General features: G+C 68.2%; 20 protein-coding genes. 13 read left to right on the top strand and 7 right to left on the bottom strand.

The annotated features are described in order from the left end of the window. Positions 1-427: 427 nt before the first annotated feature. Positions 428-1,639, bottom strand: a complete 1,212-nt coding sequence (tyrS, locus tag ACX9OT_RS18165; protein ID WP_134951770.1) for a tyrosine--tRNA ligase — start codon at positions 1,637-1,639, stop codon at positions 428-430. A 167-nt stretch (positions 1,640-1,806) separates the two neighbouring features. On the opposite strand from tyrS, the gene ACX9OT_RS18160 reads away from it, so the two are divergent. After that, positions 1,807-3,279 (top strand): M23 family metallopeptidase, encoded by a 1,473-nt coding sequence (locus tag ACX9OT_RS18160; protein ID WP_100437694.1) that lies wholly within the window; start codon positions 1,807-1,809, stop codon positions 3,277-3,279. Positions 3,280-3,343: 64 nt separating this feature from the next. Next, positions 3,344-4,471, top strand: a complete 1,128-nt coding sequence (locus ACX9OT_RS18155) for an anhydro-N-acetylmuramic acid kinase (RefSeq protein WP_100437767.1) — start codon at positions 3,344-3,346, stop codon at positions 4,469-4,471. A 70-nt stretch (positions 4,472-4,541) separates the two neighbouring features. Here ACX9OT_RS18155 and ACX9OT_RS18150 read toward each other — a convergent pair whose 3' ends face one another. The 3 genes from ACX9OT_RS18150 to ACX9OT_RS18140 form a co-directional block, all read right to left on the bottom strand. Beyond that, positions 4,542-4,772, bottom strand: coding sequence for a hypothetical protein (locus ACX9OT_RS18150; RefSeq protein ID WP_005420465.1), 231 nt, complete (start codon positions 4,770-4,772; stop codon positions 4,542-4,544). A 78-nt stretch (positions 4,773-4,850) separates the two neighbouring features. Next, on the bottom strand, positions 4,851-6,224 hold the full coding sequence (locus ACX9OT_RS18145; RefSeq protein WP_057503977.1) for an AmpG family muropeptide MFS transporter: 1,374 nt from the start codon (positions 6,222-6,224) through the stop codon (positions 4,851-4,853). Continuing rightward, positions 6,221-7,021, bottom strand: coding sequence for an exodeoxyribonuclease III (locus tag ACX9OT_RS18140; RefSeq protein ID WP_032128444.1), 801 nt, complete (start codon positions 7,019-7,021; stop codon positions 6,221-6,223). Before ACX9OT_RS18140 ends, ACX9OT_RS18145 begins: the two co-directional genes overlap by 4 nt. 162 nt (positions 7,022-7,183) lie before the next feature. Here ACX9OT_RS18140 and pyrE point away from each other — a divergent pair, with 162 nt between their 5' ends. From pyrE to ACX9OT_RS18100, 8 genes are all read left to right on the top strand, one after another. Then, positions 7,184-7,843: an orotate phosphoribosyltransferase gene (pyrE, locus tag ACX9OT_RS18135; protein WP_010486876.1), complete on the top strand. Its 660-nt coding sequence runs from the start codon at positions 7,184-7,186 to the stop codon at positions 7,841-7,843. A gap of 19 nt (positions 7,844-7,862) precedes the next feature. Beyond that, entirely contained in the window at positions 7,863-8,531 is a 669-nt protein-coding gene (locus ACX9OT_RS18130; protein WP_049421490.1) for a hypothetical protein, read from the top strand. Positions 8,532-8,705: 174 nt separating this feature from the next. Beyond that, positions 8,706-8,798 carry a potassium-transporting ATPase subunit F gene (locus ACX9OT_RS18125; RefSeq protein WP_005407770.1) on the top strand — a complete coding sequence of 31 codons (93 nt, stop codon included), beginning with the start codon at positions 8,706-8,708 and terminating at the stop codon, positions 8,796-8,798. 12 nt (positions 8,799-8,810) lie between these two features. After that, complete coding sequence (kdpA, locus tag ACX9OT_RS18120; RefSeq protein WP_134951767.1) at positions 8,811-10,517, top strand: potassium-transporting ATPase subunit KdpA; 1,707 nt, start codon at positions 8,811-8,813, stop codon at positions 10,515-10,517. Positions 10,518-10,527: 10 nt separating this feature from the next. Continuing rightward, positions 10,528-12,585: a potassium-transporting ATPase subunit KdpB gene (kdpB, locus tag ACX9OT_RS18115; RefSeq protein ID WP_107433501.1), complete on the top strand. Its 2,058-nt coding sequence runs from the start codon at positions 10,528-10,530 to the stop codon at positions 12,583-12,585. Beyond that, positions 12,582-13,232 (top strand): potassium-transporting ATPase subunit KdpC, encoded by a 651-nt coding sequence (gene kdpC / locus ACX9OT_RS18110; RefSeq protein ID WP_149909356.1) that lies wholly within the window; start codon positions 12,582-12,584, stop codon positions 13,230-13,232. Before kdpB ends, kdpC begins: the two co-directional genes overlap by 4 nt. A gap of 36 nt (positions 13,233-13,268) precedes the next feature. Continuing rightward, positions 13,269-15,929 (top strand): ATP-binding protein, encoded by a 2,661-nt coding sequence (locus ACX9OT_RS18105; RefSeq protein ID WP_149909355.1) that lies wholly within the window; start codon positions 13,269-13,271, stop codon positions 15,927-15,929. Continuing rightward, positions 15,910-16,623 carry a response regulator transcription factor gene (locus tag ACX9OT_RS18100; RefSeq protein ID WP_004153862.1) on the top strand — a complete coding sequence of 238 codons (714 nt, stop codon included), beginning with the start codon at positions 15,910-15,912 and terminating at the stop codon, positions 16,621-16,623. Before ACX9OT_RS18105 ends, ACX9OT_RS18100 begins: the two co-directional genes overlap by 20 nt. 95 nt (positions 16,624-16,718) lie before the next feature. Here ACX9OT_RS18100 and ACX9OT_RS18095 read toward each other — a convergent pair whose 3' ends face one another. The 3 genes from ACX9OT_RS18095 to coaBC are packed head-to-tail and all read right to left on the bottom strand — an operon-like array spanning position 16,719 to position 20,809. Further along, entirely contained in the window at positions 16,719-19,064 is a 2,346-nt protein-coding gene (locus tag ACX9OT_RS18095) for a phosphomannomutase/phosphoglucomutase (protein WP_149909354.1), read from the bottom strand. A 12-nt stretch (positions 19,065-19,076) separates the two neighbouring features. Beyond that, positions 19,077-19,550, bottom strand: coding sequence for a dUTP diphosphatase (gene dut, locus ACX9OT_RS18090; RefSeq protein ID WP_132808895.1), 474 nt, complete (start codon positions 19,548-19,550; stop codon positions 19,077-19,079). After that, complete coding sequence (coaBC, locus tag ACX9OT_RS18085; protein WP_149909353.1) at positions 19,547-20,809, bottom strand: bifunctional phosphopantothenoylcysteine decarboxylase/phosphopantothenate--cysteine ligase CoaBC; 1,263 nt, start codon at positions 20,807-20,809, stop codon at positions 19,547-19,549. The genes dut and coaBC overlap by 4 nt, the downstream gene beginning before the upstream one ends. Before the next feature lie 228 nt (positions 20,810-21,037). On the opposite strand from coaBC, the gene ACX9OT_RS18080 reads away from it, so the two are divergent. The 3 genes from ACX9OT_RS18080 (at position 21,038) to argS (ending at position 24,242) form a co-directional block, all read left to right on the top strand. Continuing rightward, positions 21,038-21,664 carry a response regulator gene (locus ACX9OT_RS18080; RefSeq protein WP_459003070.1) on the top strand — a complete coding sequence of 209 codons (627 nt, stop codon included), beginning with the start codon at positions 21,038-21,040 and terminating at the stop codon, positions 21,662-21,664. Positions 21,665-21,734: 70 nt separating this feature from the next. After that, positions 21,735-22,439: a RadC family protein gene (gene radC / locus ACX9OT_RS18075; RefSeq protein WP_049421495.1), complete on the top strand. Its 705-nt coding sequence runs from the start codon at positions 21,735-21,737 to the stop codon at positions 22,437-22,439. A gap of 114 nt (positions 22,440-22,553) precedes the next feature. Continuing rightward, a complete protein-coding gene (gene argS, locus ACX9OT_RS18070) occupies positions 22,554-24,242 on the top strand; it encodes an arginine--tRNA ligase (protein WP_012478915.1) in 1,689 nt (562 codons plus the stop codon).

The following is a 24,242-nucleotide window of genomic DNA, read 5'->3' as shown; positions in this document are numbered from 1 at the left end:
ATCAAACGTCTGCAAGATGGACAATCATCCTTCCTGCAGGCGCCTTCACAAGATACCTGCGCATACTTTCAAAGATCCGGGGAAGTGGCCTCAGCGCCGCTCCCGTGTGCTGCGAAGTTTCCTTCGTAGCGAGCCGCCCATTATGCCAGACTTTTTCAGTCCGTCAACACCTTCGTTCGATCATCTCGTTCGGCGGTGGTGGGCGCCCTGTTGTCGCTGAAGCCCCTTGGTGGCGACCCCTGCGACGGGGGAAGAGAAGTATGTCCCCATTCGCATCATTTGTGAAGGGGGTGTGGCGATTTTTTTCAACGGATGTTGCATCCGTTCATCCATCGCGCTGCGGGAGGACCCCGCGAAGAGCAAGAGCAGTCGAGCAGCGCTCGACTCTACAAAAGGAAGGGCCGGCTGCGCCGGCCCTTCCCTGGTGTCAGGCAGCGACCAGGCGCACGCGGGCGAAGGTGCGCTTGCCGACCTGCAGCAGGCCTTCGAAGCCCGGCTGCAGCACCTGCTGGCCGTCTTCGACCACTTCACCGTCCACCTTGACCGCACGCTCCTTGAGCTTGCGGTTGGCTTCGGAGTTGCTCGGGGTCAGGCCGGCCGCGGTCAGCAGTGCGGCGATACGCAGGCCTTCGGCCGGGATCGCCACGTCCTGCAGCGGCAGCTGGGTGATGTCGCCCTGCCCGGTCACCGCCGCTTCCCAGCCGGCAATGGCCTGCTCGGCCGCCGCGGCGTCGTGGAAGCGGGTGGCCAGTTCACGCGCCAGGCGCAGCTTGACCACGCGCGGGTTCAGGCCGCCATTGGCCACCTGCTCGCGCAGCTGTACGGCTTCGGCCTGGCTGATGTCGAAGGACAGCAGCTCGATCCAGCGCCACATCAGGGTGTCGTCCACCTTCATGGTCTTGGTGACGATGTCGATGGCCGGTTCGCTGATACCAATGTAGTTGCCCAGCGACTTGGACATCTTGTTGACGCCGTCCAGGCCTTCCAGCAGTGGCATGGTCAGCACCACCTGCGGCTTCTGGCCGTGGTGTTCCTGCAGGCCACGGCCCATCAGCAGGTTGAACTTCTGGTCGGTACCGCCGAGCTCGACGTCCGCTTCCAGGGCCACCGAGTCGTAGCCCTGCACCAGCGGGTACAGGAACTCGTGGATGGCGATGGACTGCTGGGCGGCATAGCGCTTGGCGAAGTCGTCGCGCTCGAGCATGCGCGCCACGGTGTGCTGGCCGGCCAGGCGGATCATGTCGGCGGCGCCCATCTTGCCGAACCACTCCGAGTTGAAGCGGACTTCGGTACGGTTGCGGTCCAGCACCTTGAACACCTGCTCTTCATAGGTACGGGCATTGGCCAGCACGTCGTCCTTGCTGAGCGGCTTGCGGGTCAGGCTCTTGCCGGACGGGTCGCCGATCATGCCGGTGAAGTCGCCGATCAGGAAAATGACCTGGTGGCCGAGGTCCTGGAACTGGCGCATCTTGTTCAGCAGCACCGTATGGCCCAGGTGCAGGTCGGGCGCGGTGGGGTCGAAGCCGGCCTTGATCCGCAGCGGGCGGCCTTCCTGCAGGCGCGCACGCAGATCCTCGAGCTTGAGGATCTCGTCGGCACCACGGCCGATCAGGGCAAGGGCTTCTTCAATCGAGGACACGTGACTACTCCCGGCAACGCCGATTCTTGTGTGGGGTGTTAAAGCAAAGTTAACCCGATTGGCTTCACAAAAGCCAATGGGCACAAGGGTTTGACGCGGTTTTCTCAGGTGTCTATGGTAACCGGCGATCAGGCCCGCGCTCCCGGGCTGCCAGGAAAAAACCGCCGATGCACAATTCCGAACAAGGGCGCGCACGCAAGCAGCGCTTCCAGGAACGCCTCCACGTCCTGCACGACAACGCCCTGCATCGGAAGCTCAGGCAACATCTTCCCGCCGCCTTCAATGAGCGCTGGACGCGCCGTCATTGGATGCATGCCAGCCTGTTCGCGACGATCGGCGCCCTGGTGGCGACCATCGTCCCGGGTTTCTCGCACACCATCGACGCGCCCTTCGCCGACAGCCACACCAGCCTGGCGCTGCCGTTGCCGCCGCTGACCATGGCCCGCCAGCAGCAGGTGCCCGGAGACAGCTGGCAGGTGCTGCGGGTGCAGCGCGGCCAGACCCTGAGCGACCTGTTCGACAAGGCCGGCATTCCGGCCACCACCCTGCACCGGGTACTGGACCACCCAGGTGCGCGTGAGGCGCTGACCAAGCTGCGCCCGGGTGCCGAGATCGCCTTCGACATGCCGCTGTCCGGTGACCTGCGCAGCATCCGCTTCGACCGCGATGCCGACAACCGGGTGGAACTGAGCCTGGCCGGCGATGACATCAAGGAGAAGGTGACCAAACGCGAGACCTCCACGCGCACGGTGGTCACCAGCGGCGAGATCACCAGCTCGCTGTATGCCGCGGCCCGCCGCGCCGGGCTGTCGCCGTCGGCGATCGCGACGATGACCGACGACATCTTCAAGTACGACATCGACTTCTCGAAGGACCTGCAGCCGGGCGACCGCTTCAGCGTGGTGATGGATGAAACCTGGCGCGAAGGCGAGAAGGTGGACACCAGCAAGATCCTGGCGGCGACCTTCACCACCGGTGGCAAGACCTATTCCGGCTTCCGCTTCGACCGCAACGGCAAGTCCGAGTACTACGACATCAACGGCCGTTCGCTGAAGAAGAGCTTCATCCGCATGCCGATCCCGTTCGCGCGGCTGAGCTCGACCTTTGGCGCGCGCAAGCACCCGGTGCTGGGCAAGATGCGCATGCACAAGGGCGTGGACTACGCCGCGCGCACCGGCACCCCGATCATGGCCGCCGGCGACGCCCGCGTGCAGTTCGCCGGGGTGCAGCGCGGCTACGGCAACGTGGTGATCCTCGACCACGGCCGCGGCCACACCACCCTGTACGGCCACATGTCGCGCTTTGCGAACATCAAGACCGGCCAGCGCGTGGCCCAGGGCACGGTGATCGGCTATGTCGGCTCGACCGGCCTGGCGACCGGCCCGCACCTGCACTACGAATTCCGCGTCAACGGCGAGCACCGCAACCCGCTGACCGTGACCATGCCGCCGCCGGAGCCGCTGAAGGGCGCCGAGCTGGTCGCCTTCCGCGCGCAGACCGCACCGGCGATGGCCCGCATCCAGGGCATGGAGAAGCTGATCTACGCCGACGCCAGCCCGGCGCCGACCAGCCGCGACGAGGCCACCCCCGAGGTGGCCAGCGCCAAGGACAAGCAGACGACCGGCCGCAAGCGCGGCTGAGCCCTGCGTTGACGAAGAAGGACGCGGCAGCCCAAGCTTGCCGCGTCCTTTTTTTATGCCTGCCATGAATACAACTGCCGACAGCGACGCCCCCCTGTACCTTGGCCTGATGTCGGGCACCAGCGCCGACGGCATCGATGCCGCACTGGTGCAGTTCCCCGCCATTGGTGGCTGCCGCTTCGTGCATGGGCTGACCGCCCGCTGGGAGCCGGTGCTGCGGGCGCGGCTGGTGGCACTGGGCGAAGGGGGCCCGCTGGACTCGCTGGAGGAGCTGGGCGAACTGGACGCGCGGATCGCGATCAGCTTCGCTGAAGCCGCCAATCAACTGCTGGCCGAGGCCGGTGTGGACCGCAGCCAGGTCCGCGCGATCGGCTCGCACGGCCAGACCGTGCGCCATCGCCCGCTGGCCAATCCGGCCTTCACCGTACAGCTGGGCGACGGCAACCGCATCGCCGAGCTGACCGGGATCACCACGGTGTGTGATTTCCGCCGCCGCGACGTGGCAGCCGGAGGCCATGGTGCACCGCTGATGCCGGCCTTCCACCTCGGCATGCTGGGCACGGCTGATGAAGACCGCGCCGTGCTCAACCTGGGCGGGATCGCCAACCTGACCCTGATCCCGCGCGAAGGCGCGGTGCGTGGCTTCGATACCGGCCCGGCCAACGCGCTGATGGATGCCTGGTGCCAGCGCCACACCGGCCGCACCTTTGATGCCGACGGCGCGTATGCCGCCAGTGGCGCGGTGGACGAGAGCCTGCTGGCGGGTTGGCGTTCGGAGCCGTGGTTCGCGCTGCCGCCGCCGAAGAGCACCGGCCGTGAGCAGTTCCACCTGGCCTGGGCCGAGGCCCACATGGGCGAAGGCCAGTACGCCGCCGCTGATGTGCAGGCCACCCTGCTGGAGCTGACCGTGGCGACGGTGGCCGATGCGCTGCTGGCGCAGCAGCCGCAGACCCGGCGCCTGCTGGTCTGTGGCGGCGGGGTGCGCAACCGGCAGCTGATGAAGCGGCTGGCGGCGCGGCTGCCGGAGGTGCAGGTGGAGTCCAGCGCGGTGCATGGGCTGGACCCGGAGTACGTGGAAGCGATGGGCTTCGCCTGGCTGGCGCAGCGGACGATGGACGGGCTGGCCGGCAACCTGCCGAGCGTGACCGGGGCGACGGGGCCGCGGATCCTGGGGGCGATACATCTGGCGTGAGGTGGTCATCCACGCATGGCGTGGATCTACCGGGAACGGCGGTCGAGCGTGGCTCGACGCTACATGGGCACTAATCGAAGCCCTGCCCTGCGGGCAGGGCCTGCAGGGCGGCGATGGCGTCGGAGAGCGCGTCCACTTCGGGATCGCCGAAGCCGGAGCGGACCTCCAGTTCACTGCTGAACAGGCCCTGCTCCAGCAAGGCGGCGCAGGTCTGTTCGTGGGTCCAGCCGCGGGCAACCGCGACACGTCGGATACGTTCCAGCAGCAGCGGGTCCAGGTCCCGCAGCACAACGTCGGCCATGCTCACTTCCCCGTTCGCAAGGCACCGCCCCCTCGGCGCGTCGGGGGCGATGATCCCGCAGACCGGGCGGGCAGGCAATCAGGTGGCGCTTGCGGCCTGGCGACGACGCTGCTGCAGGATCAGCAGGGCGCAGAGGATCACCACCGGGATCGCCACCAGCGCGGTACCGACGAAGAACAGCGCGTAGCCTTCCAGCAGCGTCCGGCCCTGCGCGAGCGTCTGTACCGACCACCCCGAGAGCCCCTTGAGCGCCTTGCCGGGCATCGCGTAGAACGAACTCAGCAGCGCGTACTGGGTTGCGGTGTATCCGATGCTGGTCAGGCTCGACATATAGGCGATCAGCGCCGTACCGGCGAAACCGCTGGCGAAGTTGTCGATTGCCATGGCCACCGCGAAATGGGTGGTGTCCGGGCCCGAATAGGCCAGCCAGGCAAACGCCAGGTTGGAGGCCGGACCCAGCACGGCGCCCACCATCAGCGCCGCCAGCACTCCCCAGCGAACCGAGACCAGGCCCGCCGCAGCAATGCCGACGAAGGTCGCGACCAGGCCCACCGAGCCACGTACAGCGCCAACGGTGTCCTCGTCCAGGCCGAGATCGACGTAGAACGGGTTGGCCATCGGCCCCATGACGAAGTCGGCCATGCGATAGACGCTGATGGCCACCAAGATCAGGATCGCACCACTACGATGCTCGCGGACGAAGGCGATGAACGGCCCCGCCACGGCGTCGAACAGGCCCCGCGGCGTCCACAGCGAGGTCGCCTGAGCCTGCACGGCAGCCACTTCCCGCGCGGGCTCACGGGCCATGACCACGGCCACCACGCCAAGCGCCATGAGGACGGCCATGATCTCGTACGAGACCTGCCAGCCGACACGGGCCGCGATGATCAGGATCAGCGCATCGGTGACCAGCAATGCGGTGCGATAGCCCAGCGCCGAGGATGAGGTCAGCAGGCCCAGCTGCTCGCTGTTGTCAGCACTTTCAATGCGCCAGGCATCGATGACGATGTCCTGGGTGGCCGAAGCAAACGCCACGATCACGGCCATCACGCCGAACACGACGATGTGCTGCCAGGCGATACCCAGGAACTGGATCTGGCCCCCCTTGGGCTGGACCAACGCCATGCCGACCAGGCCCACCACCACGACCAGCTGCGACAGCAGCATCCAGCCACGGCGGCGGCCAAAGCGACCGAACAGAGGCACGTCGGTCTTATCGACGATCGGCGCCCACAGGAACTTCATGGTGTAGGCCAGCCCGACCCATGACAGGAAACCGATCGTGCTCAGCTCGATGCCTTCCTTGCGCATCCAGAAGCCGAGCGTGTTGCCCACCAGATAGATCGGCAGGCCGGAACTGAAGCCGAGCAGCAGCATCGCCAGCACCTTGCGCTGGCTCAGGTTGGACAGCACCTGCTGCCACGGCCGACGCGGCTTGGCAGCCTCGGTCACAGGTCGTAGTCCACGATGAACGGCGCGTGGTCGGAGAAGCGCTCGTCGCGGTAGATCGAGCAGCTGCGCAGGCGGTCACGCAGGCCCGGGGTGATGAACTGGTAGTCGATGCGCCAACCGACGTTGTTGGCGCGGGCAGCGCCGCGGTTGCTCCACCAGGTGTAGTCCTCGCCGGTGGGGTTGAGCAGGCGGTAGGCGTCAGCCCAGCCACGGCCGGCGGCGACATCGGTGGCCTGGCCGTGGTCGGCGCACAGGGCGTTGAGCCAGTCACGCTCTTCCGGCAGGCAGCCGGAGTTCTTCTGGTTGGACTTCCAGTTCTTGATGTCCAGCGCCGAACGCACGATGTTCCAGTCGCCACACAGCACGTAGTCGCGGCCGCTGCGCGCCCATTCCTCGAGGATCGGCCGCAGCCATTCCATCACTTCGAACTTGAAGCCCTGGCGCAGGTCGCCCGAGCTGCCCGACGGGATATAGAAGGAGACCACGCTGAGGTTGCCGTAGCGCGCCTCGATGTAGCGGCCTTCGTCGTCGAACGGGGCCCAGCCCAGCGAGGTGATGACCTGGTCCGGCTCGCGCTTGCTGTAGATCGCCACGCCGCTGTAGCCCTTCTTGGTGATGGCGTCGCGGTAGAAGCAGTGGTGGCCGTCCGGGCGGAACATCGGATCGGTCAGCTGGTCTTCCTGGGCCTTGGTCTCCTGGATGCACAGGACGTCGGCGTCCTGGGACCGGAACCAGTCGAGGAAGCCCTTGGTTGCGGCGGAGCGGATGCCATTGGCGTTGAAACTGATGATGCGCATGCGGGGGACCTGCGGCGGGAAACCGGGCAAGCATACCGGTTGCCTGCGGGGCTGCGCAGTCCGCCAGGCCGGGCCGCGACACCCTTCACAGGGCCCCGGACGAGCGCGAAACGCCCAGCTGGATTAGGATTTGTGCTCCAAATGAAGATGAATCGAGTTTTGATGAGCGACCACCGCCACCGTTTCCTGCAGCTGGCCCTGACCGCCGACGCCCTGCGCTTCGGCCAGTTCACCCTCAAGTCCGGCCGGCTGAGCCCCTATTTCTTCAACGCCGGTCGTTTCGACTCCGGTTCGCTGCTGTCGCAGCTCGGCGCCTGCTACGCCGATGCCATCGATGCCACCGGGATCAAGTACGACGTGGTGTTCGGCCCCGCCTACAAGGGCATTCCGCTGGCCACCGCGATGGCCTGCGAGCTGGCCCAGCGTGGCCGCGACCTGCCGCTGTCGTTCAACCGCAAGGAAGCCAAGGACCATGGCGAAGGCGGCCAGCTGATCGGCGCCGACATGAACGGCAAGCGCGTGCTGATCGTCGATGACGTGATCACTGCGGGTACCGCGATCCGCGAAGCGCTGGGCATCATCCGCGCCGCCGGTGGCACCCCGGCCGGCATCGTGGTGGCACTGGACCGCCAGGAGATCGCTTCGGAAACCGATCGCCGTTCGGCGGCACAGTCGGTGGCCGAAGAGGCCGGCATTCCGGTGATCGCCGTGGCGTCGTTGGCCGACCTGCTTGATTTCGCCTCCGGCAACCCGGAACTTGTGGGTTACCGGCAGCCGCTGGAAGCCTACCGGGCCCAGTACGGCGTCCGTTCGATCCGCTGACCGACCCAGGGGAAAGGTCATGTCCCGAGTTCCTGCTGTCCTCTTTGCCGGCCTGCTGCTGGCCGTGCCGTTCACCGTACCGGCGCAGTCGCGCGACAGCGGCAAGACGGAAAAGAAGCTGTACTGCTGGAACGAGGGCAAGGAGCGGATCTGCAGTGATTCGCTGCCGGCCGATGCGGTCAACCATGCCCGCGAGGAGTTCAACGCGAAGAGTGGCCTGCGCAATGCGCAGGTCCAGCGCGCGTTGACCGACGAAGAGCGCGCCGCCGCCAGCACGGAGGCGGCGCAGCAGCAGCTGGACCTGATGGCCGCGCAGACCCGCCAGCGCACCGAGCAGGCGATGCTGACCACCTATGGCAGCGAGGACGACCTGCGCCGGGTGTTCGCCGAGCGCCAGGAAGTGCTGGACAACAACCTGAAGACCGCCGAGTACAACGTCACCAGCCTGCGTGAGTCGCTGGTGGCGCTGCTGGCGGCCGCAGGTGACCGCGAACTGGCCGGTGGCAAGGTGGCCGACAAGCAGGCCGAGGCGATCCGCCAGCGGCACGTGCAGCTGCAGTCGCAGCAACGCCTGCAGGCCGGGTTCCTGCAGCAGCAGCAGGCGTTGAAGGCCGAGATCGACAGCACCCTGCAGCGCTATCGCGAGCTGAAGGGGCTGGTGCCGGCGAGCCAGGCTCCGGCGGGCTGACCACGCTCCCGTCGCCGGGCATGGCCCGGCGCTACCCAGGGCCTGGTTACGGATTGGACCACGGAATTTATGCACTCTTTACGCGTCGGCCCGGTCCGGCGCGTAGTGCGTTTATGGGGGGCAGGACGACGATGACGGCCTGAGGTGGAGGGGTTCCACCAGGACGCTATTGCAATGTCCCCCTGGCTGTCGTTGTTGTGTGGCGTGCTGGTGCTGGTCGCCGCCGCCTATCTCCTTTATGTCGTGCTGCGGCCCGAGTCGTTCTGAGCGGAGCCGGCCATGACTGAGATGCTTGTGATTATTGCCGCCAGCCTGCTGCTGGCGTGGCCGCTGGGCCTGTACCTGGCCCGCGTGATGCGTGGCACGCCGATGAAGGTCGACGTGCTGTTCCACTGGATCGAGAAACCGCTGTACAGGGTGTTCGGGGTCGATCCGTCGCGCTCGATGTCCTGGCGCGGCTACGTGCTGGCCTTCGTGCTGAGCAACGTGGTGGTCGCGGTACTGACCCAGGCGGTGTTCATGACCCAGGCCTGGCTGCCGCTGAATCCGGACCAGATCCCGAACATGCGCTGGGACACCGCGCTGCACACGATGATCTCGTTCCTGACCAACACCAACCAGCAGCACTATTCTGGCCAGGCGCAGCTGTCCTACCTCTCGCAGATGACCGGCATCACCGGCCTGCAGGTGGTCACGCCGATGATGGGCCTGGCACTGGCAGTGGCGACGCTGCGCGCGTTGTTCTCGCGTGCGCCGCAGGCGGCGGCGACGGGTACCGGCGATGACCGCCAGGTGGCGGTGGGCAACTACTACGTGGACGTGGTGCGCCTGTGCGTGCGCTTCCTGCTGCCGCTGTGCCTGGTGTGGACGCTGGTGCTGACCAGCCAGGGCGTGCCGTCGACGATGACCGGTGGGCCGCAGGCCACGCCGATCGACGCCAGCGCCGGCATGGCCGAACAGAAGCTGCCGCTGGGCCCGGTGGCGGCGATGGTCGCGGCCAAGCAGCTGGGCGCCAACGGTGGCGGCTGGTACGGCCCGAACAGCAGCTTCCCGCTGGAGAACCCGACCCCGCTGTCGAACGCGCTGGAAATCGTCGGCATCCTGTTGGTGCCGATGGCAGTGATCTTCATGATCGGTGCGTTCACCGGCCGACGTCGCTTCGGCGCCCTGGTGTTCAGCTGCATGCTGGGCATGTCGCTGCTTTCCACCGGCGCGATGATGTGGAGCGAAGGACATAGCGCCAGCGCCACCACGCCGCTGCTGATGGAAGGCAAGGAAGTGCGCTTCGGCGCCGACGGCACGGCGCTGTGGGCGGCGGTGACCACCCAGGTCTCCAACGGCTCGGTCAACGGCATGCATGATTCGCTGGCGCCGCTGAGCGGTGGCATCGCGATGGTCAACATGCTGGTCAGCGCGATCTGGGGCGGCATCGGTTGTGGCCTGCAGCAGTTCATCGTCTATCTGCTGCTGGGTGTGTTCCTGGCCGGGTTGATGACTGGCCGCACGCCGGAACTGTTCGGCCGCAAGCTGGAGACGCCACAGGTGCGCCTGCTGGCCCTGCTGGTGCTGCTGCAGCCGATCACCCTGCTGGTGTTCACTGCGATCACCCTGGCCGTACCCGGCCTGGCGGGCACCTCCAACCCCGGCTTCCATGGCATCAGCCAGGTGTTCTACGAGTATGTCTCGGCCTACGCCAACAACGGTTCGGGCTTCGAAGGGCTGGGTGACGCCACGCTGTGGTGGAACCTGAGCTGCTCGCTGGTACTGCTGCTGGGCCGCTTCCCGCTGCTGATCATTCCGCTGGTGGTGGCCGCACAGCTGGCTGCCAAGCGCCAGGCCCCGGAGTCTGCCGGCAGCCTGCAGATCGAAACCCCGACCTTCGCCCTGACCCTGGTCTCGGTGATCGTCATCCTGACCGTGCTGCAGTTCATGCCGGCGCTGGTACTCGGCCCGATCGCCGACCACCTGAGCCTGGGACTGCACTAAGGACACCCTGATGAGTACCCAAGCAAGTTCAACCCGTAGTACCCATGCAGCGCGCCCTGCCCTGCTGGATGGCGCCGGCCTGCGCCGTGCGCTGGTCGACGCAGTGCGCAAGCTGTCGCCGATGCATCTGGTGCGCAGCCCGGTGATGGCGGTGGTGATGGCCGGCACGATCGTGGCCGCGATCGTCACCCTGACCGGCAATGCGCCGCTGGGCTTCGGCCTGGCAGTGACCGTGATCCTGCTGGTGACCGTGCTGTTCGGCAACTTCGCCGAAGCGGTGGCCGAAGCGCGTGGCCGTGGCCAGGCCGCCTCGCTGCGGCGTGCCCGCCAGGACCTGGTGGCACGCCGGCTGGCGGCGCCGCAGCCGGGCGCCGCCGAAACCCAGGTGCCGGCCGCCGAACTGCGCCCGGGCGACCATGTGATCGTCAGCGCCGGTGAACTGGTGCCGGCCGATGGCGAGATCGTGCAAGGCCTGGCCACCATCAACGAAGCGGCGGTGACCGGCGAATCGGCGCCGGTGCTGCGCGAGGCCGGTACCGACCGCTCCGGCGTGATCGGCGGCACCAAGGTGCTGTCCGACCAGATCATCGTGCGGGTGACCGCCGAACCCGGCCACAGCTTCCTGGACCGGATGATCGCGCTGGTGGAAGGCGCCAACCGCCAGAAGACCCCGAACGAGATCGCGCTGACCCTGCTGCTGGCGGCGATGACGCTGACCTTCCTGGTGGTGGTGGCCACGTTGCCGGCCATTGGTGCCGCCGTCGGCGTGCAGGTCGATCCGCTGCTGCTGATCGCGCTGCTGGTGTGCCTGATCCCGACCACCATCGGCGGCCTGCTGCCGGCCATCGGCATCGCCGGCATGAACCGTGCGCTGGCCGCCAACGTGCTGGCCAAGTCGGGCAAGGCGGTGGAGGTGGCCGGCGACGTCGACGTGCTGCTGCTGGACAAGACCGGCACCATCACCTACGGCGACCGCCAGGCCAGCCACTTCCATCCGCTGGCCGGCATCGATGCCAGCCAGCTGCGCGAGGCGGCACTGCTGTCCTCGCTGGCCGACCCGACCCCGGAAGGCAAGTCGATCGTGCGCCTGGCGCGCGAACAGGGCTGCGCCACCGCCGAGCCGGACCACGCCGAGTACCTGGCGTTCAGTGCGCAGACCCGCATGTCCGGCGTGGACCTGGAACATGGGCGGCAGATCCGCAAGGGTGCCGCCGATGCGATCCGTGCCCACGTGCAGGCGCTGGGCGGCAACGTGCCGGCGGAACTGGCCGGGCGCGTCGAGCAGGTCGCGCGCAATGGAGCCACCCCGCTGGTGGTGGCCGAGGGCCGCCATGTGCTGGGCGTGATCGAGCTGTCGGACGTGGTCAAGCACGGCATGCGCGAGAAGTTCGCGCAGCTGCGGGCGATGGGCATCCGCACGGTGATGATCACCGGCGACAACCCGCTGACCGCCGCCGCCATCGCGGCCGAAGCCGGCGTCGACGACTACATCGCCGAAGCCCGTCCGGAAGACAAGCTGGCGCGCATCCGCCAGGAGCAGGCGGGTGGCCGCCTGGTGGCGATGGTCGGCGATGGCACCAACGACGCCCCGGCGCTGGCACAGGCGGACATCGGCCTGGCGATGAACTCCGGCACGCAGGCGGCGAAGGAGGCCGGCAACATGGTCGACCTCGATTCGGACCCGGCCAAGCTGCTGGCGGTGGTGGAAGTAGGCAAGCAGCAGCTGATCACCCGCGGCGCGCTGACCACCTTCTCGCTGGCCAACGACGTCTCCAAGTACTTCGCGATCCTGCCGGCGCTGTTCGCCGCTGCCGTTCCGACCATGGCCGCACTGAACGTGATGCAGCTGTCGAGCCCGCGCAACGCGGTGCTGGCGGCGCTGATCTTCAACGCCCTGGTGATTCCCGCCCTGATCCCGCTCGCCCTGCGTGGCGTGCGCTTCCGCCCGGCCACTGCAACCGCACTGCTGCGCCGGAACATGCTGGTGTACGGCCTCGGCGGCGTGCTGCTGCCGTTCGCAGCGATCAAGGTAATTGACCTCCTTCTTGTCCTGGTATTCGGCGCATGAACCGTTCCGCTTCCACCTCCACCTCCCTGTCCCGCGAAGCAAAAGCCGAGGCCCGCGTGGCCAGCCTGCAGGACGGCGCCAGCTGGCGCCCGGCGATCGGCCTGGGCCTGGCCACCCTGCTGCTGGCCGGCGCGGTCTATGCCGGCATCGCCACCGGCTTTGCCGGCCTGGCCTACCCGACCCAGGCCGAAGGCAGCCTGCTGCGCGATGGCAACGGCCAGGTGCGCGGCTCGGCATGGCTGTCGCAGCCGTTCACCGGTGACGCCTACTTCCAGGCACGGCCGTCAGCGGCCAACTACGACCCGATGGCCGCGGCCGGTTCCAACATGGCGCGCAGCAATCCGGCCCTGGCCGAGCGTGTTGCCGCCAGCACCGCTGCGGTGGCCGCGCGCGAAGGTGTCGCCCCGGCGCAGGTGCCAGCGGACCTGGTCACCCAGTCCGCCGGCGGCCTGGATCCGCAGCTGTCGCCGGCGGCGGCGCGCCTGCAGGTGGCACGCGTGGCACGTGCCCGCGGCCTGCCGGTGGAGCGCGTGCAGGCACTGGTGCAGGCGCATACCGAAGGGCGCCAGTGGGGCCTGTTCGGCCAGCCGCGGGTGAACGTGGTGACGCTGAACTTCGCGCTGGACCACGCGGCCAAGGCACCGTGATGCCGGCCTGCACCGGCTGCGCGCACAATGGCACCCATGACTGATGCGCGTACCCGCCAGGCCGATGCCCTGGTCGAAGGCCTGCAACGCGAAGCCGGCGGCAAGCTGACCGTGTTCCTCGGTGCGGCGCCGGGCGTGGGCAAGACCTACACCATGCTGACCCGCGCACAGGAACAGCTGCGCCGCGGTGTCGACCTGGTGGTGGGCCTGGTGGAAACCCACGGCCGCGCCGATACCCAGGCGCTGCTGGAGGGCCTGCCACAGCTGCCGCTGAAGGCAGTGGCCTACCACGGCCACACCCTGCAGGAGATGGACCTGGATGCCGTGCTGGCACGGCATCCGGCGCTGGTGCTGGTGGACGAACTGGCCCATCGCAATGCGCCCGGCAGCCGCCATGAGCGGCGCTGGCAGGATGTGATGGAGCTGCTGGACGCCGGCATCGACGTCTGGACCACGGTCAACATCCAGCATCTGGAAAGCCTCAATGATGTGGTGATGCGCATCACCGGCGTGCGGGTCAGCGAGACCGTGCCCGATGTCGTGCTCGACCGCCTGCACGACATCGTGCTGGTCGACCTGCCGCCACGCGAACTGATCGCGCGCCTGCAGCAGGGCAAGGTCTATGTGCCCGAACAGGCCGCGCAGGCGCTGCAGGCGTTCTTCTCGCCGGCCAACCTGACCGCGCTGCGTGAACTGGCGATGCAGGAAGCCGCCGACCGCGTCGACAGCAGCCTGCGTGAAGCACGCGCCGCACGCGGCGAGAGCAACCTGCCGCTGCGTCGCGGCGTGCTGGTGGCCATTGATGGCGGCGGTCAGAGCGAATACCTGGTGCGGGTGGCGCGTCGCATCGCCGAACGCCGCGATGCGCCGTGGACGGTGGTGACCGTGCAGGGCCGACGCCAGGACGAGGCGACCCGGCGCGAAATCGATGCGGCCTTCGCACTGGCACGGCGCCTGGGCGGCGACGCCGAACTGCTGCACGGATCGAGCATCGCCGATGCCCTGCTCGACCATGCCGCGCACAACGGCGTGTCGACCCTGGTGCTCGGCCGGACCCGCGAACGCCCGCTGGCGCGGATGTTCAACCGCACCCTGACCCAGCAGCTGATCCAGCGCGGCGCGCATTACGAGATCACCATCATCAGCACCCCGCAGGCACGTGCGCGCTCGCGCCGCGAGGGCCTGCTGCCGCCGGTGCGCGGCATCAGCTACGAACCGGCGCAGGCGCTGATCGCCACCGCACTTGCCTGCGCAGTAGCGTGGCTGGCCGAGCGCTGGGTGGGCATGGCCGACCTGTCGATGGTGTTCATCGTGGCGGTGGTAGTGGTGGCCGCGCGCACGCGCGCCAGCGTGGCGGTGATGGCGGCGATCCTGTGTTTCCTCGCCTACAACTTCCTGTTCATCGCACCGCGCTTTACCTTCGCCATTGGCGCACGCCAGGGCGTGATCACCGTGTTCCTGTTCCTGGCCGCTGCACTGGTGGCCGGGCGCCTGGCCTCGCGCCTGCGCATGCAGGTGATCGCGCTGCGTGCGGCCAACCGCCATGCGCGTGCGCGCCAGCAGTTGGGACGGCAGCTGGCCAGCGCGGCCGGCAATGGTGAAGTGGCGCAGGCGGGTCGGCATGCACTGGAACAGGCCATGGACGTGCAGGCGTGGCTGCGGATCGGCGCCGATACCGCAACCGGTGGCCGCAGCCAGCCCGGCGACACCGACCTGGCCGCCGCCGACTGGGCGCTGCGCCATGGCCAGCCCAGTGGCCGCTTCACCGACACCCTGGCCGGCGCGCAGTGGTGGTTCCTGCCGTTGCTGGATGGCGAGGACCGCGCGATCGGCGTGGCCGGCCTGTACCTGCCCGGCGCACAGGCGCGCCTGCTGCCCGAGCAACGGCAGCTGGCCGAAGCAATGGTCGATGACATCGCGCAGGCCGCGCTGCGCACGCGGCTGGTGGCCGAACTGGAGCAGGCGCACGTCAGCAACGAGACCGAGCGACTGCGCTCGGCGCTGCTCTCTTCGGTGTCGCACGACCTGCGCTCGCCACTGGCGGCGATGATCGGCTCGGCCGACAGCCTGGCCAGCTATGGTACGGCAATGGATACGGCCGATCGCCGTGCCCTGCTCGACACCATCCTGGTCGAGGGCGAACGGCTGGACCGCTACATCCAGAACCTGCTGGACATGACCCGCCTCGGCCACGAGGGATTGAAGATCAACCGCGACTGGATCGGCGTGGACGAACTGATCGGCTCGGCCGCACGGCGCCTGCAGCGCTACCAGCCGAAGGTGCGGCTGGAGCTGGACATTCCGGCCACGCTGGCGCCGATCTGGGTACACCCGGCGCTGGTCGAACAGGCGGTGTTCAACGTGATGGAAAACGCGGCCAAATTCTCACCGCCGGATGCGGCCGTGCAGGTGCAGGCGCGTGAACTGGACGGCCAGCTGCGCATCGACGTGATCGATGCCGGCCCCGGCATTCCCGACGACGAGCGTGCGCGCATCTTCGACATGTTCTACAGCGTCGAACGTGGCGACCGTGGCCGCCATGGCACCGGCCTGGGCCTGACCATCTGCCAGGGCATGATCGGCGCGCATGGCGGCAGCGTGCAGGCGCTGCCCGGACGCGACGGTCGCGGTACCCTGATCCGCATCACCCTGCCCCTGCTCAAGCCAGCCTCCCACGATGAGCCCGACCCCGATTGATGCCAGCGTGCCGGCCGCGCGCGTGCTGGTGATCGATGATGAAACCCAAATCCGCCGGTTCCTGGACATCAGCCTGCGCGCGCAGGGCTACCAGGTGCGGCAGGCCGCCACCGGCCAGGAAGGCCTGCAGCTGGCCGCCAGCGAGGACATGGATCTGGTGATCCTGGATATCGGCCTGCCCGACATGGAAGGCCACGAAGTGCTGGAACAGCTGCGGCAGTGGAGCCAGGTGCCGGTGATCATGCTGACCGTGCGCGCCGGCGAGGCGGAGAAGGTGCGTGCGCTGGATACCGGCGCGAATGACTACGTGACCAAGCCGTTCGGCACGCAGGAACTGATGGCACGGGTGCGCGCGCTGCTGCGTACGCGCAGCGTGCCCAGTGATGGCACGCCGCCGGTATTCGACGATGGCCACCTGCATGTGGACCTGGTCCGCCGTGAAGTGGCGCTGGATGGCGAGCCGGTAGCGTTGACCCGCAAGGAGTACGCGCTGCTGTCGCTGCTGCTGCGCAACGCCGGGCGGGTGGTGACCCAGCCACAGATCCTGCAGGAGATCTGGGGACCGACCCACCAGCACGACACCCACTACCTGCGCATCCTGGTCGGCAAGCTGCGGCACAAGCTGGGTGATTCAGCGCTGGATTCGCGCTACCTGTTCACCGAACCGGGCGTGGGCTTGCGGTTCAAGGGGTAGTGCCGGCCGCTGGCCGGCAACCTCCTGAACCCCAGAACCATCCTGTGGTTGCCGGCCAGCGGCCGGCACTACCCGATCGATCCAATCCCGATCAATCAGAACCCCAGCGGGGTGTCGCCCAGCACCGGTTGCAGCTGGCTGCGGAACAGCGCCTGGATGCGTTCCAGCGCCGCCTCGTCATTGCCCTCGAAGCGCAGCACCAGCACTGGTGTGGTGTTGGAGGCGCGCACCAGGCCCCAGCCATCGGAGAAGTCCACGCGCAGGCCGTCGATGGTCGACAGGCGACCGCCCACATATGGGTTGTCCGGCGACTGCGCCGCCGCCACCAGCATCGCCACCAGCGCATGCGGCGTGCCTTCGGCCACCGGCACCTTCAGTTCCGGCGTGGCCACCATCTCCGGCAGCTCTGCCAGTACCTCGTCCGGAGTCTCCTCGCGCTGGGCCAGGATCTCCAGCAGGCGCGCAGCCGCATACAGGCCATCGTCGAAACCGAACCAGCGCTCCTTGAAGAAGAAGTGGCCGCTCATCTCGCCAGCCAGCTCGGCATCGGTCTCGCGCATCTTCGCCTTCATCAGCGAATGCCCGGTCTTCCACATCAGCGGGCTGCCACCATTGCGCAGCACGTGGTCGGACAGCTTGCCGGTGCACTTCACGTCGTAGATCACCATCGCGCCCGGATTGCGCATCAGCACGTCGGCGGCGAACAGCATCAGCAGGCGGTCGGCATAGATGATCTTTCCTTCGCCGGTGACCACGCCCAGGCGGTCACCGTCGCCATCGAAGGCGACGCCGAGATCGGCACCGAAGCGCTTCACCGTCTGCACCAGGTCTTCCAGGTTGGCCGGCTCGCTGGGGTCGGGGTGATGGTTGGGGAAGGTACCGTCGACATCGCAGTACAGCGGGATGACTTCCGCACCGATCGCTTCCAGCAGCTGCGGCGCGAGCGCGCCGGCCACGCCGTTGCCGGCATCGGCCACGACCTTCAACGGGCGGTCCAGCTGCACGTCGTCGGCGATGCGCTGGATGTAGTCGGCACTGACATCGCGCTGCTGGTAATCGCCCGGCTCGGCGGCCTGTACCAGGCGGCCTTCGACGATGCGCTGGTACAGATCGGTGATGGCATCACCGGACAACGTCTCGCCGCCGATGACCACCTTGAAACCGTTGTACTCGGGCGGGTTATGGCTGCCGGTGACCGCCACGCAGGTGCCGGTACGCAGATGGAAGGCGGCGTAGTACACGACCGGGGTCGGTGCCAGGCCGATGTCGATCACCGCGCAACCGGCGCGCCTCAGGCCCTCGGCCAACCCTGCGGCCAGTTCCGGGCCGGACAGGCGGCCGTCGCGGCCGATCACCACCTCGCGCAGGCCCTGCTCCAGGGCCACGGTGCCGATGGCCTGGCCGATCAGCGCCGCCGTTTTCGGCGTCAGTTCACTGCCAACCACGCCGCGGATGTCGTAGGCGCGGAAGATACCGGCCGCCAGCTCCTCGGCCGGAACCGGTGGCGGGGGCGGCGGTGCACTTTCAGTTGTGCTGGCCTCGGCCACCGGCGGCGGCGCCATCTGCAGGCTCTCGCTCAGGGTCGGGCCATGATCGGCTTCCGCCACGGTCGCCCGACGCGGCAGCGGCAGCGACTTCGGCAGGCGGCCGCGCCCCACCACCAGCAGCACGGCGATGAACGCCAGCAGCAGCGCAACGATGGCGCTGGCCAGCGAACCCAGGCCCAGCGGACCAGGTTCGACATTGGGTACCGCGGCCACCAGCCGCAACGGCGTCCCCGAAATCGGCCGCGCCAATGCTTCGGCACTTTCGGCCAGGCCGGCATCGCCCTGGGCGACGAGGTCATGCGCGCCCTGGCGCAGGCCAAGGAAACCGGCCGATGGCGCACTCACCTGGTCCAGCGGCGAGGTCAGCCGCAGCAATGGCTGGCGCACGTAGAGCACCGCCGGGCCGAGACTGCCCAGTTGAACCGGCGCTGCCAGGCCCAGGCGATTGCCACCGCCATCGCGGACCACGCGCAGGCTGGGCTTGCCTTCGGCCAATGCCGCTTCCAGCAGCGCCAGGCGGGCATAGCCAAAGGCGGCCGGGTCGGCGTAGGCGTTGGCCAGATCGGCGGTCAGTACCTCGGCGTGCTCGACGCCGGTCCAGCTCTCGCGGACCGCGAGTGCCGCCGCAGCGGCATCACCGGCCTGCAGCGCCTGCTGCACGCGCTCGTTCATCAGCTGCTGCTGCAGCTGCTTCAGCTGGCCGGCAGCGGCCTCCTGCAGGCCCTGCACGGCCTGGTCACGTGCAGCTTCCAGCGCCTGGCCGTTGGCCTCCTGGCGCCATTGCTGCACTGCGCTCCATCCGAACCAGCCGGCCAGCAGGATCAGCAGCACCCCCAGTAGTGGCGCACTGCGTCCCAACGACCGTCCCCGCTGTCCTTCCCCGATGCCGCTCATCGATGTCCCCTGTCAACGCACCCCGGTATGGCCGAATCCACCCGTTCCCCGCACGCTGTCGGTGAAAGTATCCACCACCTGCAGGCTGACGCGGGCAATCGGCACGATCACCAGCTGCGCGATGCGATCACCCGGCTCGATGGTGAAGGCCTCGCGGCCACGGTTCCAGACGCTGATCAGCAGCGGGCCCTGGTAATCGGCGTCGATCAGGCCGGTGCCATTGCCGAGCACGATGCCGTGGCGATGGCCCAGCCCCGAGCGCGGCAGGATCACCGCGCACAGGTGCGGATCGGCGATGTGGATGGCCAGGCCGCTGGGCACCAGCGCGGTGTCGCCCGGCTGCAGGGTCAGCGCGGTATCCAGCGCCGCGCGCAGGTCCATACCGGCGCTGGCCTCGGTAGCGTAGGCCGGCAGTGGCCAGCTGTCGCCGAAACGCGGGTCGAGCAGCTTGACCTGCAGCGGTTGGGAAGTGAAAGCCTGGGTCATGCCTGGAGTCTCCGCGCGATCAGCGCCAGCAGTTGTTCGGCCAGCTCACGCTTGGAGGTGGCCGGGAATACCTGTTCACCGTCCTGCCAGAAGGCCGTGGCGGCATTGTTGTCGCTCTCGAAACCGCCACCGCTGATGCCGACCTGGTTGGCGATCACCAGGTCGAGGCGCTTGTCGACCAGCTTGCCACGCGCGTATTTCTCCACGTCGTGGGTCTCGGCGGCGAAGCCGACCACCAGCTTCAGCGACTGCGTCTGCGCGGCGACTTCGGCAAGGATGTCCGGCGTGCGCACCAGCTCGATCACCAGCGACTGGCTGTCGGCGGTCTTCTTCAGCTTCTGCTGGGCCACCTGGCGCGGCGTGTAGTCGGACACCGCTGCGGCACCAATATAGATGTCGGCCGGCAGCGACTTCAGCACGGCATCGCGCATCTGCGCAGCCGAGCGCACGTCCACACGCTGCACGCCGGGCGGCGTCGGCAGCTGTACCGGGCCGCTGACCAGCACCACCTGAGCACCCATCGCGGCGGCGGCCGCGGCCAGGGCAAAGCCCATCTTGCCGCTGCTGCGGTTGCCGACATAGCGCACCGGATCGATGTCTTCATAGGTCGGGCCGGCGCTGATCAGCAGGCGCAGGCCCTGCAGCGCGCGGGTTTCCGGCGCGGCAACGGCCGCGGCGCTGCTGCCATTGGCGGCCAGCGCGGCCACGATGTCGCCCGGTTCGGCCAGACGCCCCGGACCGGACTCGCCTTCGGCCAGCGGGCCGTCGACCGGGCCGATCACCTGCGCGCCGCGCTGGCGCAGCAGGGCGATGTTGGCCTGGGTGGCCGGGTGCAGCCACATGCGATGGTTCATCGCCGGGCAGATCGTCAACGGCGCGGTACTGGCCAGGCACAGCGTGCTGACCAGGTCATCGGCATGGCCCTGGGCCAGCCGGGCCAGCAGATCGGCGGTTCCCGGGGCAACCACGATGCGGTCGGCCCAGCGCGCCAGCTCGATGTGGCCCATGGCCTGTTCGGCGGCGCTGTCCCACAGCGTGGTGCGGGTGGGCTGCCCGGACAGGGCCTGGAAACTTAGCGGAGTGACGAACTGCTGGGCACCGGCGGTCATCGCCACCTGCACCTGGGCACCGGCGTCGCGCAGGCGCCGCACCAGTTCCAGGGCCTTGTAGGCCGCGATCCCGCCTCCGACGCACAACAGCAGTTTCTGACCTTCCAGCGCGCGGGCCGGCGCGGGGGAAGCGTTGGGGGAGTCAGCCACCTGGAATTCCTGTGCAAACGAGGGCGTTAGCTTACCCGATGGTCGGTAATGTCCCGGTGCACGGTGCACATAGCGGACAGCTATCAGCAGATGGAGCGCGCTGCGCTTGACCCGGGGTTTGCCGGGCATCGGTTTCGGACCTTTCCTATACCTCTACGGGTCTGCGCTTTTGCAGAATCAGGCATTGGCTGCCGTCTGCCGTGGCCTGTTCGACCTTCGAGGAGCCTCGTGCATCCACGCATCATCATTGCCGACGACCATCCCGTGGTCCTGCATGGCATCCGTATCGTGCTGCAGACCCACCTGATGGACATCGTCGGCAGTGCACGTGACGGCGCCCAGCTGCTGGAGCTGGTGGACCACCACGACTGCGATGCGGTGCTGACCGACCTGTCGATGCCGGGTGACGGCCCGGACGGTCCAGAGCCGATCGACGCGCTGCGCGTGCGTCACCCCGGGCTGCCGGTGGTGGTGCTGACCGGCGCCCGCCATCCCGGGCTGCTGGACGGACTGCTGCGCGAGGGCATCAGTGGGCTGGTCGACAAATGCGCCGATTTCGCCGAACTGCCGCAGGCACTGAACGCCGCACTGGCCGGGCAGGTCTTCGTCTCCCAGCAGCTGCGCCACCACCTGCAGGCGCGCGACCTGCTGTTTCCACGCGAACCGTCACCGCTGTCGGCACGCGAACAGGAAGTGCTGGATCTGCTGGCGGCCGGGCTCAGCGTGAATGCCGTCGCCGAGCGTTGCGGGCGCAGCCCGAAGACCATCAGCCGGCAGAAGGCCGAAGCCAAGCGCAAGCTGGGCCTGCAGAACAACCAGGAACTGTTCGACTATCTGCAGACCCGGCGCGGGTGAGGCATCGCCCGACCCGGTGCTGCGGTATGCACCGATGGGAGCCGCCACGCAGGCTGGCGATGATGCAGGCATGCCCATCCATGACTGGCCCGAACAGGAACGCCCCCGTGAGAAGCTGATCGCGCGCGGGCCCACGGCACTTTCCGACGCCGAACTGCTGGCCCTGTTTCTCGGCTCCGGGTTCGGTGGCCGCGATGCCGTGCAGACCGCGCGCGACCTGCTGCAGGCGCACGGCCCGTTGCGGGTGCTGCTGGACCGCCCCGCGCGTGAACTGGCCCGCCTGCCCGGGCTCGGCCCGGCGCGCAGCTGTACGCTGGCTGCCGGGCTGGAACTGGCCCACCGCTACCTGGCTGCCGAGCTGGAACACGGCGAAGCGGTCGGCAACAACCCGGCCGCGGTCGGCCGCTATCTGCAGCACCGCCTGCGCGGGCAGGCCCGGGAGATCTTCATGGCCCTGTTCCTGGACAACCGGCACCGCCTGATCGCCTGCGAGGAGCTGTTCCACGGCACCATCAACGCCGCACCGGTCTACCCCCGCGAAGTGGTGCGGCGCGCCCTGCTGCACAACGCGGCGGCGGTGATCCTCAGCCACAACCACCCTTCCGGCGACCCGGAACCCTCCAGCGCCGATACCCGCATCACCGACGAACTGCAGCAGGCACTGGCGATGGTGGACGTGCGCCTGCTGGACCACTTCGTGGTCGGTGAGGGCCGCCCCGTTTCGTTTGCTGAACGAGGCCTGCTGTCGCCGCCCCAGCCCCGCCTGTTCGGCTGAGCGCCCGCCCTCCGGGCGCCATCGGTCGCCCCCACAGGCAGGTTTCGGTCAGCGTGGTCGCTGGTATCTGCGCTAAAATGGGCGATTCCGCCGCTCATTCTCACAGCAGGCCTCGTGAAAAATCTCCTCCGCGCCCTGATCAGCCAAGGCATCGAAGCCTTGCGCGCCAATGGCACCCTGCCCGCCGACTCCCTGCCGCCGGACTTCGTGGTCGAGCGCCCGAAGACCCGTGACCACGGCGACTTCGCCACCAATGCCGCGATGCTGCTGGCCAAGGCCGCGCGCAGCAATCCGCGCGCACTGGCACAGGCGCTGGTCGAGGCACTGCCGCGCAGCGAGGACGTCAGCAAGGTCGAGATCGCCGGCCCCGGCTTCATCAATTTCCACCTGGCGCCGGCCGCGTACCAGCGTGAAGCCGCGTCGGTCATCAAGGAAGCCCACGACTACGGCCGCAACCTGTCCGGCAATGGCCGCACGGTGGGCGTGGAGTACGTGTCGGCCAACCCGACCGGCCCGCTGCATGTCGGCCATGGCCGCGCGGCGGCGATCGGCGACTGCGTGGCGCGTGTGCTCGACGCCAACGGCTGGAACGCCAAGCGTGAGTTCTACTACAACGACGCCGGCGTGCAGATCGAGAACCTGGCGCTGTCCACCCAGGCGCGGATCAAGGGCATCGCGCCGGACCAGGATGGCTGGCCGGAAGGTGGCTACCGCGGTGAATACATCGCCGACGTCGCCCGCGCCTACATGGCCGGCGCCAGCGTCGATCTGGAAGGCAGCACCGTGGTCGGTGCCAAGGACCCGGACGACATGCAGGCGATCCGCCGCTTCGCCGTGGCCTACCTGCGCAACGAGCAGAATCTGGACCTGGCCGCGTTCGGCGTCGACTTCGACATCTATTTCCTGGAAAGCTCGCTGTACGCCGACGGCAAAGTCGCCGAAGCGGTCGCCAAGCTGCAGGCCTCGGGTCATACCTATGAAGAAGGTGGCGCGCTGTGGCTGCGCAGCACCGACTTCGGTGACGACAAGGACCGCGTGATGCGCAAGTCCGACGGCACCTTCACCTACTTCGTGCCGGACGTGGCCTACCACCTGTCCAAGTGGCAGCGCGGCTACGAGCGCGCGATCACCGAGCTCGGCGCCGATCACCATGGTTCGCTGGCACGCGTGCGCGCCGGTCTGCAGGCGATGGAAGTGGGCATCCCGCAGGGCTGGCCGGAGTACGTGCTGCACCAGATGGTCACCGTCATGCGTGGCGGCGAGGAAGTGAAGCTGTCCAAGCGTGCCGGCAGCTACTTCACCCTGCGCGACCTGATCGAGGAGGCCGGCCGCGATGCCACCCGCTGGTTCCTGATCGCGCGCAAGCCCGATTCGCAGCTGACCTTCGACATCGACCTGGCCCGCCAGCAGAGCAACGACAACCCGGTGTTCTACGTGCAGTACGCGCACGCCCGCGTCTGCAGCCTGCTGCGCCAGGCACAGGAGAAGGGCCTGGTGTACGAACAGGGCAATGGCCTGGCCAACCTCGGCCGCCTGGCCGACGACGCCTCGCTGCTGCTGATGAACGAGATCTCGCGGTACCCGGAAGTGGTGGAGGCGGCCGGCGTGGCGCTGGAACCGCATCTGGTGGCGCAGTACCTGCGTGAATTGGCGCACGCGTTCCACACGTGGTATCACGGGACGCCGGTGCTGGTGGAAGACGCTGCGGATCGCAACGCCAAGCTGACCCTGGCCTGCGCCGCGCGCCAGGTGCTGGCCAACGGCCTCGAACTCCTGGGCGTCAGCGCCCCGGAAAAAATGTAA

It is taken from the genome of Stenotrophomonas genospecies 3 (genome assembly GCF_054473855.1).
Note: the sequence above shows the minus strand (reverse complement) of the source record. Positions and strands in the feature narration are given on the sequence as shown.

Bases quoted from the DNA above. Each gene is read 5' to 3' on its own strand.
- ACX9OT_RS18160 (WP_100437694.1), top strand. From the start codon at position 1,807: ATGCACAATTCCGAACAAGGGCGCGCACGCAAGCAGCGCTTCCAGGAA.
- ACX9OT_RS18155 (WP_100437767.1), top strand. From the start codon at position 3,344: ATGAATACAACTGCCGACAGCGACGCCCCCCTGTACCTTGGCCTGATG.
- ACX9OT_RS18150 (WP_005420465.1), bottom strand. From the start codon at position 4,772: ATGGCCGACGTTGTGCTGCGGGACCTGGACCCGCTGCTGCTGGAACGT.
- ACX9OT_RS18140 (WP_032128444.1), bottom strand. From the start codon at position 7,021: ATGCGCATCATCAGTTTCAACGCCAATGGCATCCGCTCCGCCGCAACC.
- pyrE (WP_010486876.1), top strand. From the start codon at position 7,184: ATGAGCGACCACCGCCACCGTTTCCTGCAGCTGGCCCTGACCGCCGAC.
- ACX9OT_RS18130 (WP_049421490.1), top strand. From the start codon at position 7,863: ATGTCCCGAGTTCCTGCTGTCCTCTTTGCCGGCCTGCTGCTGGCCGTG.
- ACX9OT_RS18125 (WP_005407770.1), top strand. From the start codon at position 8,706: ATGTCCCCCTGGCTGTCGTTGTTGTGTGGCGTGCTGGTGCTGGTCGCC.
- kdpA (WP_134951767.1), top strand. From the start codon at position 8,811: ATGACTGAGATGCTTGTGATTATTGCCGCCAGCCTGCTGCTGGCGTGG.
- kdpB (WP_107433501.1), top strand. From the start codon at position 10,528: ATGAGTACCCAAGCAAGTTCAACCCGTAGTACCCATGCAGCGCGCCCT.
- kdpC (WP_149909356.1), top strand. From the start codon at position 12,582: ATGAACCGTTCCGCTTCCACCTCCACCTCCCTGTCCCGCGAAGCAAAA.
- ACX9OT_RS18105 (WP_149909355.1), top strand. From the start codon at position 13,269: ATGACTGATGCGCGTACCCGCCAGGCCGATGCCCTGGTCGAAGGCCTG.
- ACX9OT_RS18100 (WP_004153862.1), top strand. From the start codon at position 15,910: ATGAGCCCGACCCCGATTGATGCCAGCGTGCCGGCCGCGCGCGTGCTG.
- ACX9OT_RS18095 (WP_149909354.1), bottom strand. From the start codon at position 19,064: ATGAGCGGCATCGGGGAAGGACAGCGGGGACGGTCGTTGGGACGCAGT.
- dut (WP_132808895.1), bottom strand. From the start codon at position 19,550: ATGACCCAGGCTTTCACTTCCCAACCGCTGCAGGTCAAGCTGCTCGAC.
- radC (WP_049421495.1), top strand. From the start codon at position 21,735: ATGCCCATCCATGACTGGCCCGAACAGGAACGCCCCCGTGAGAAGCTG.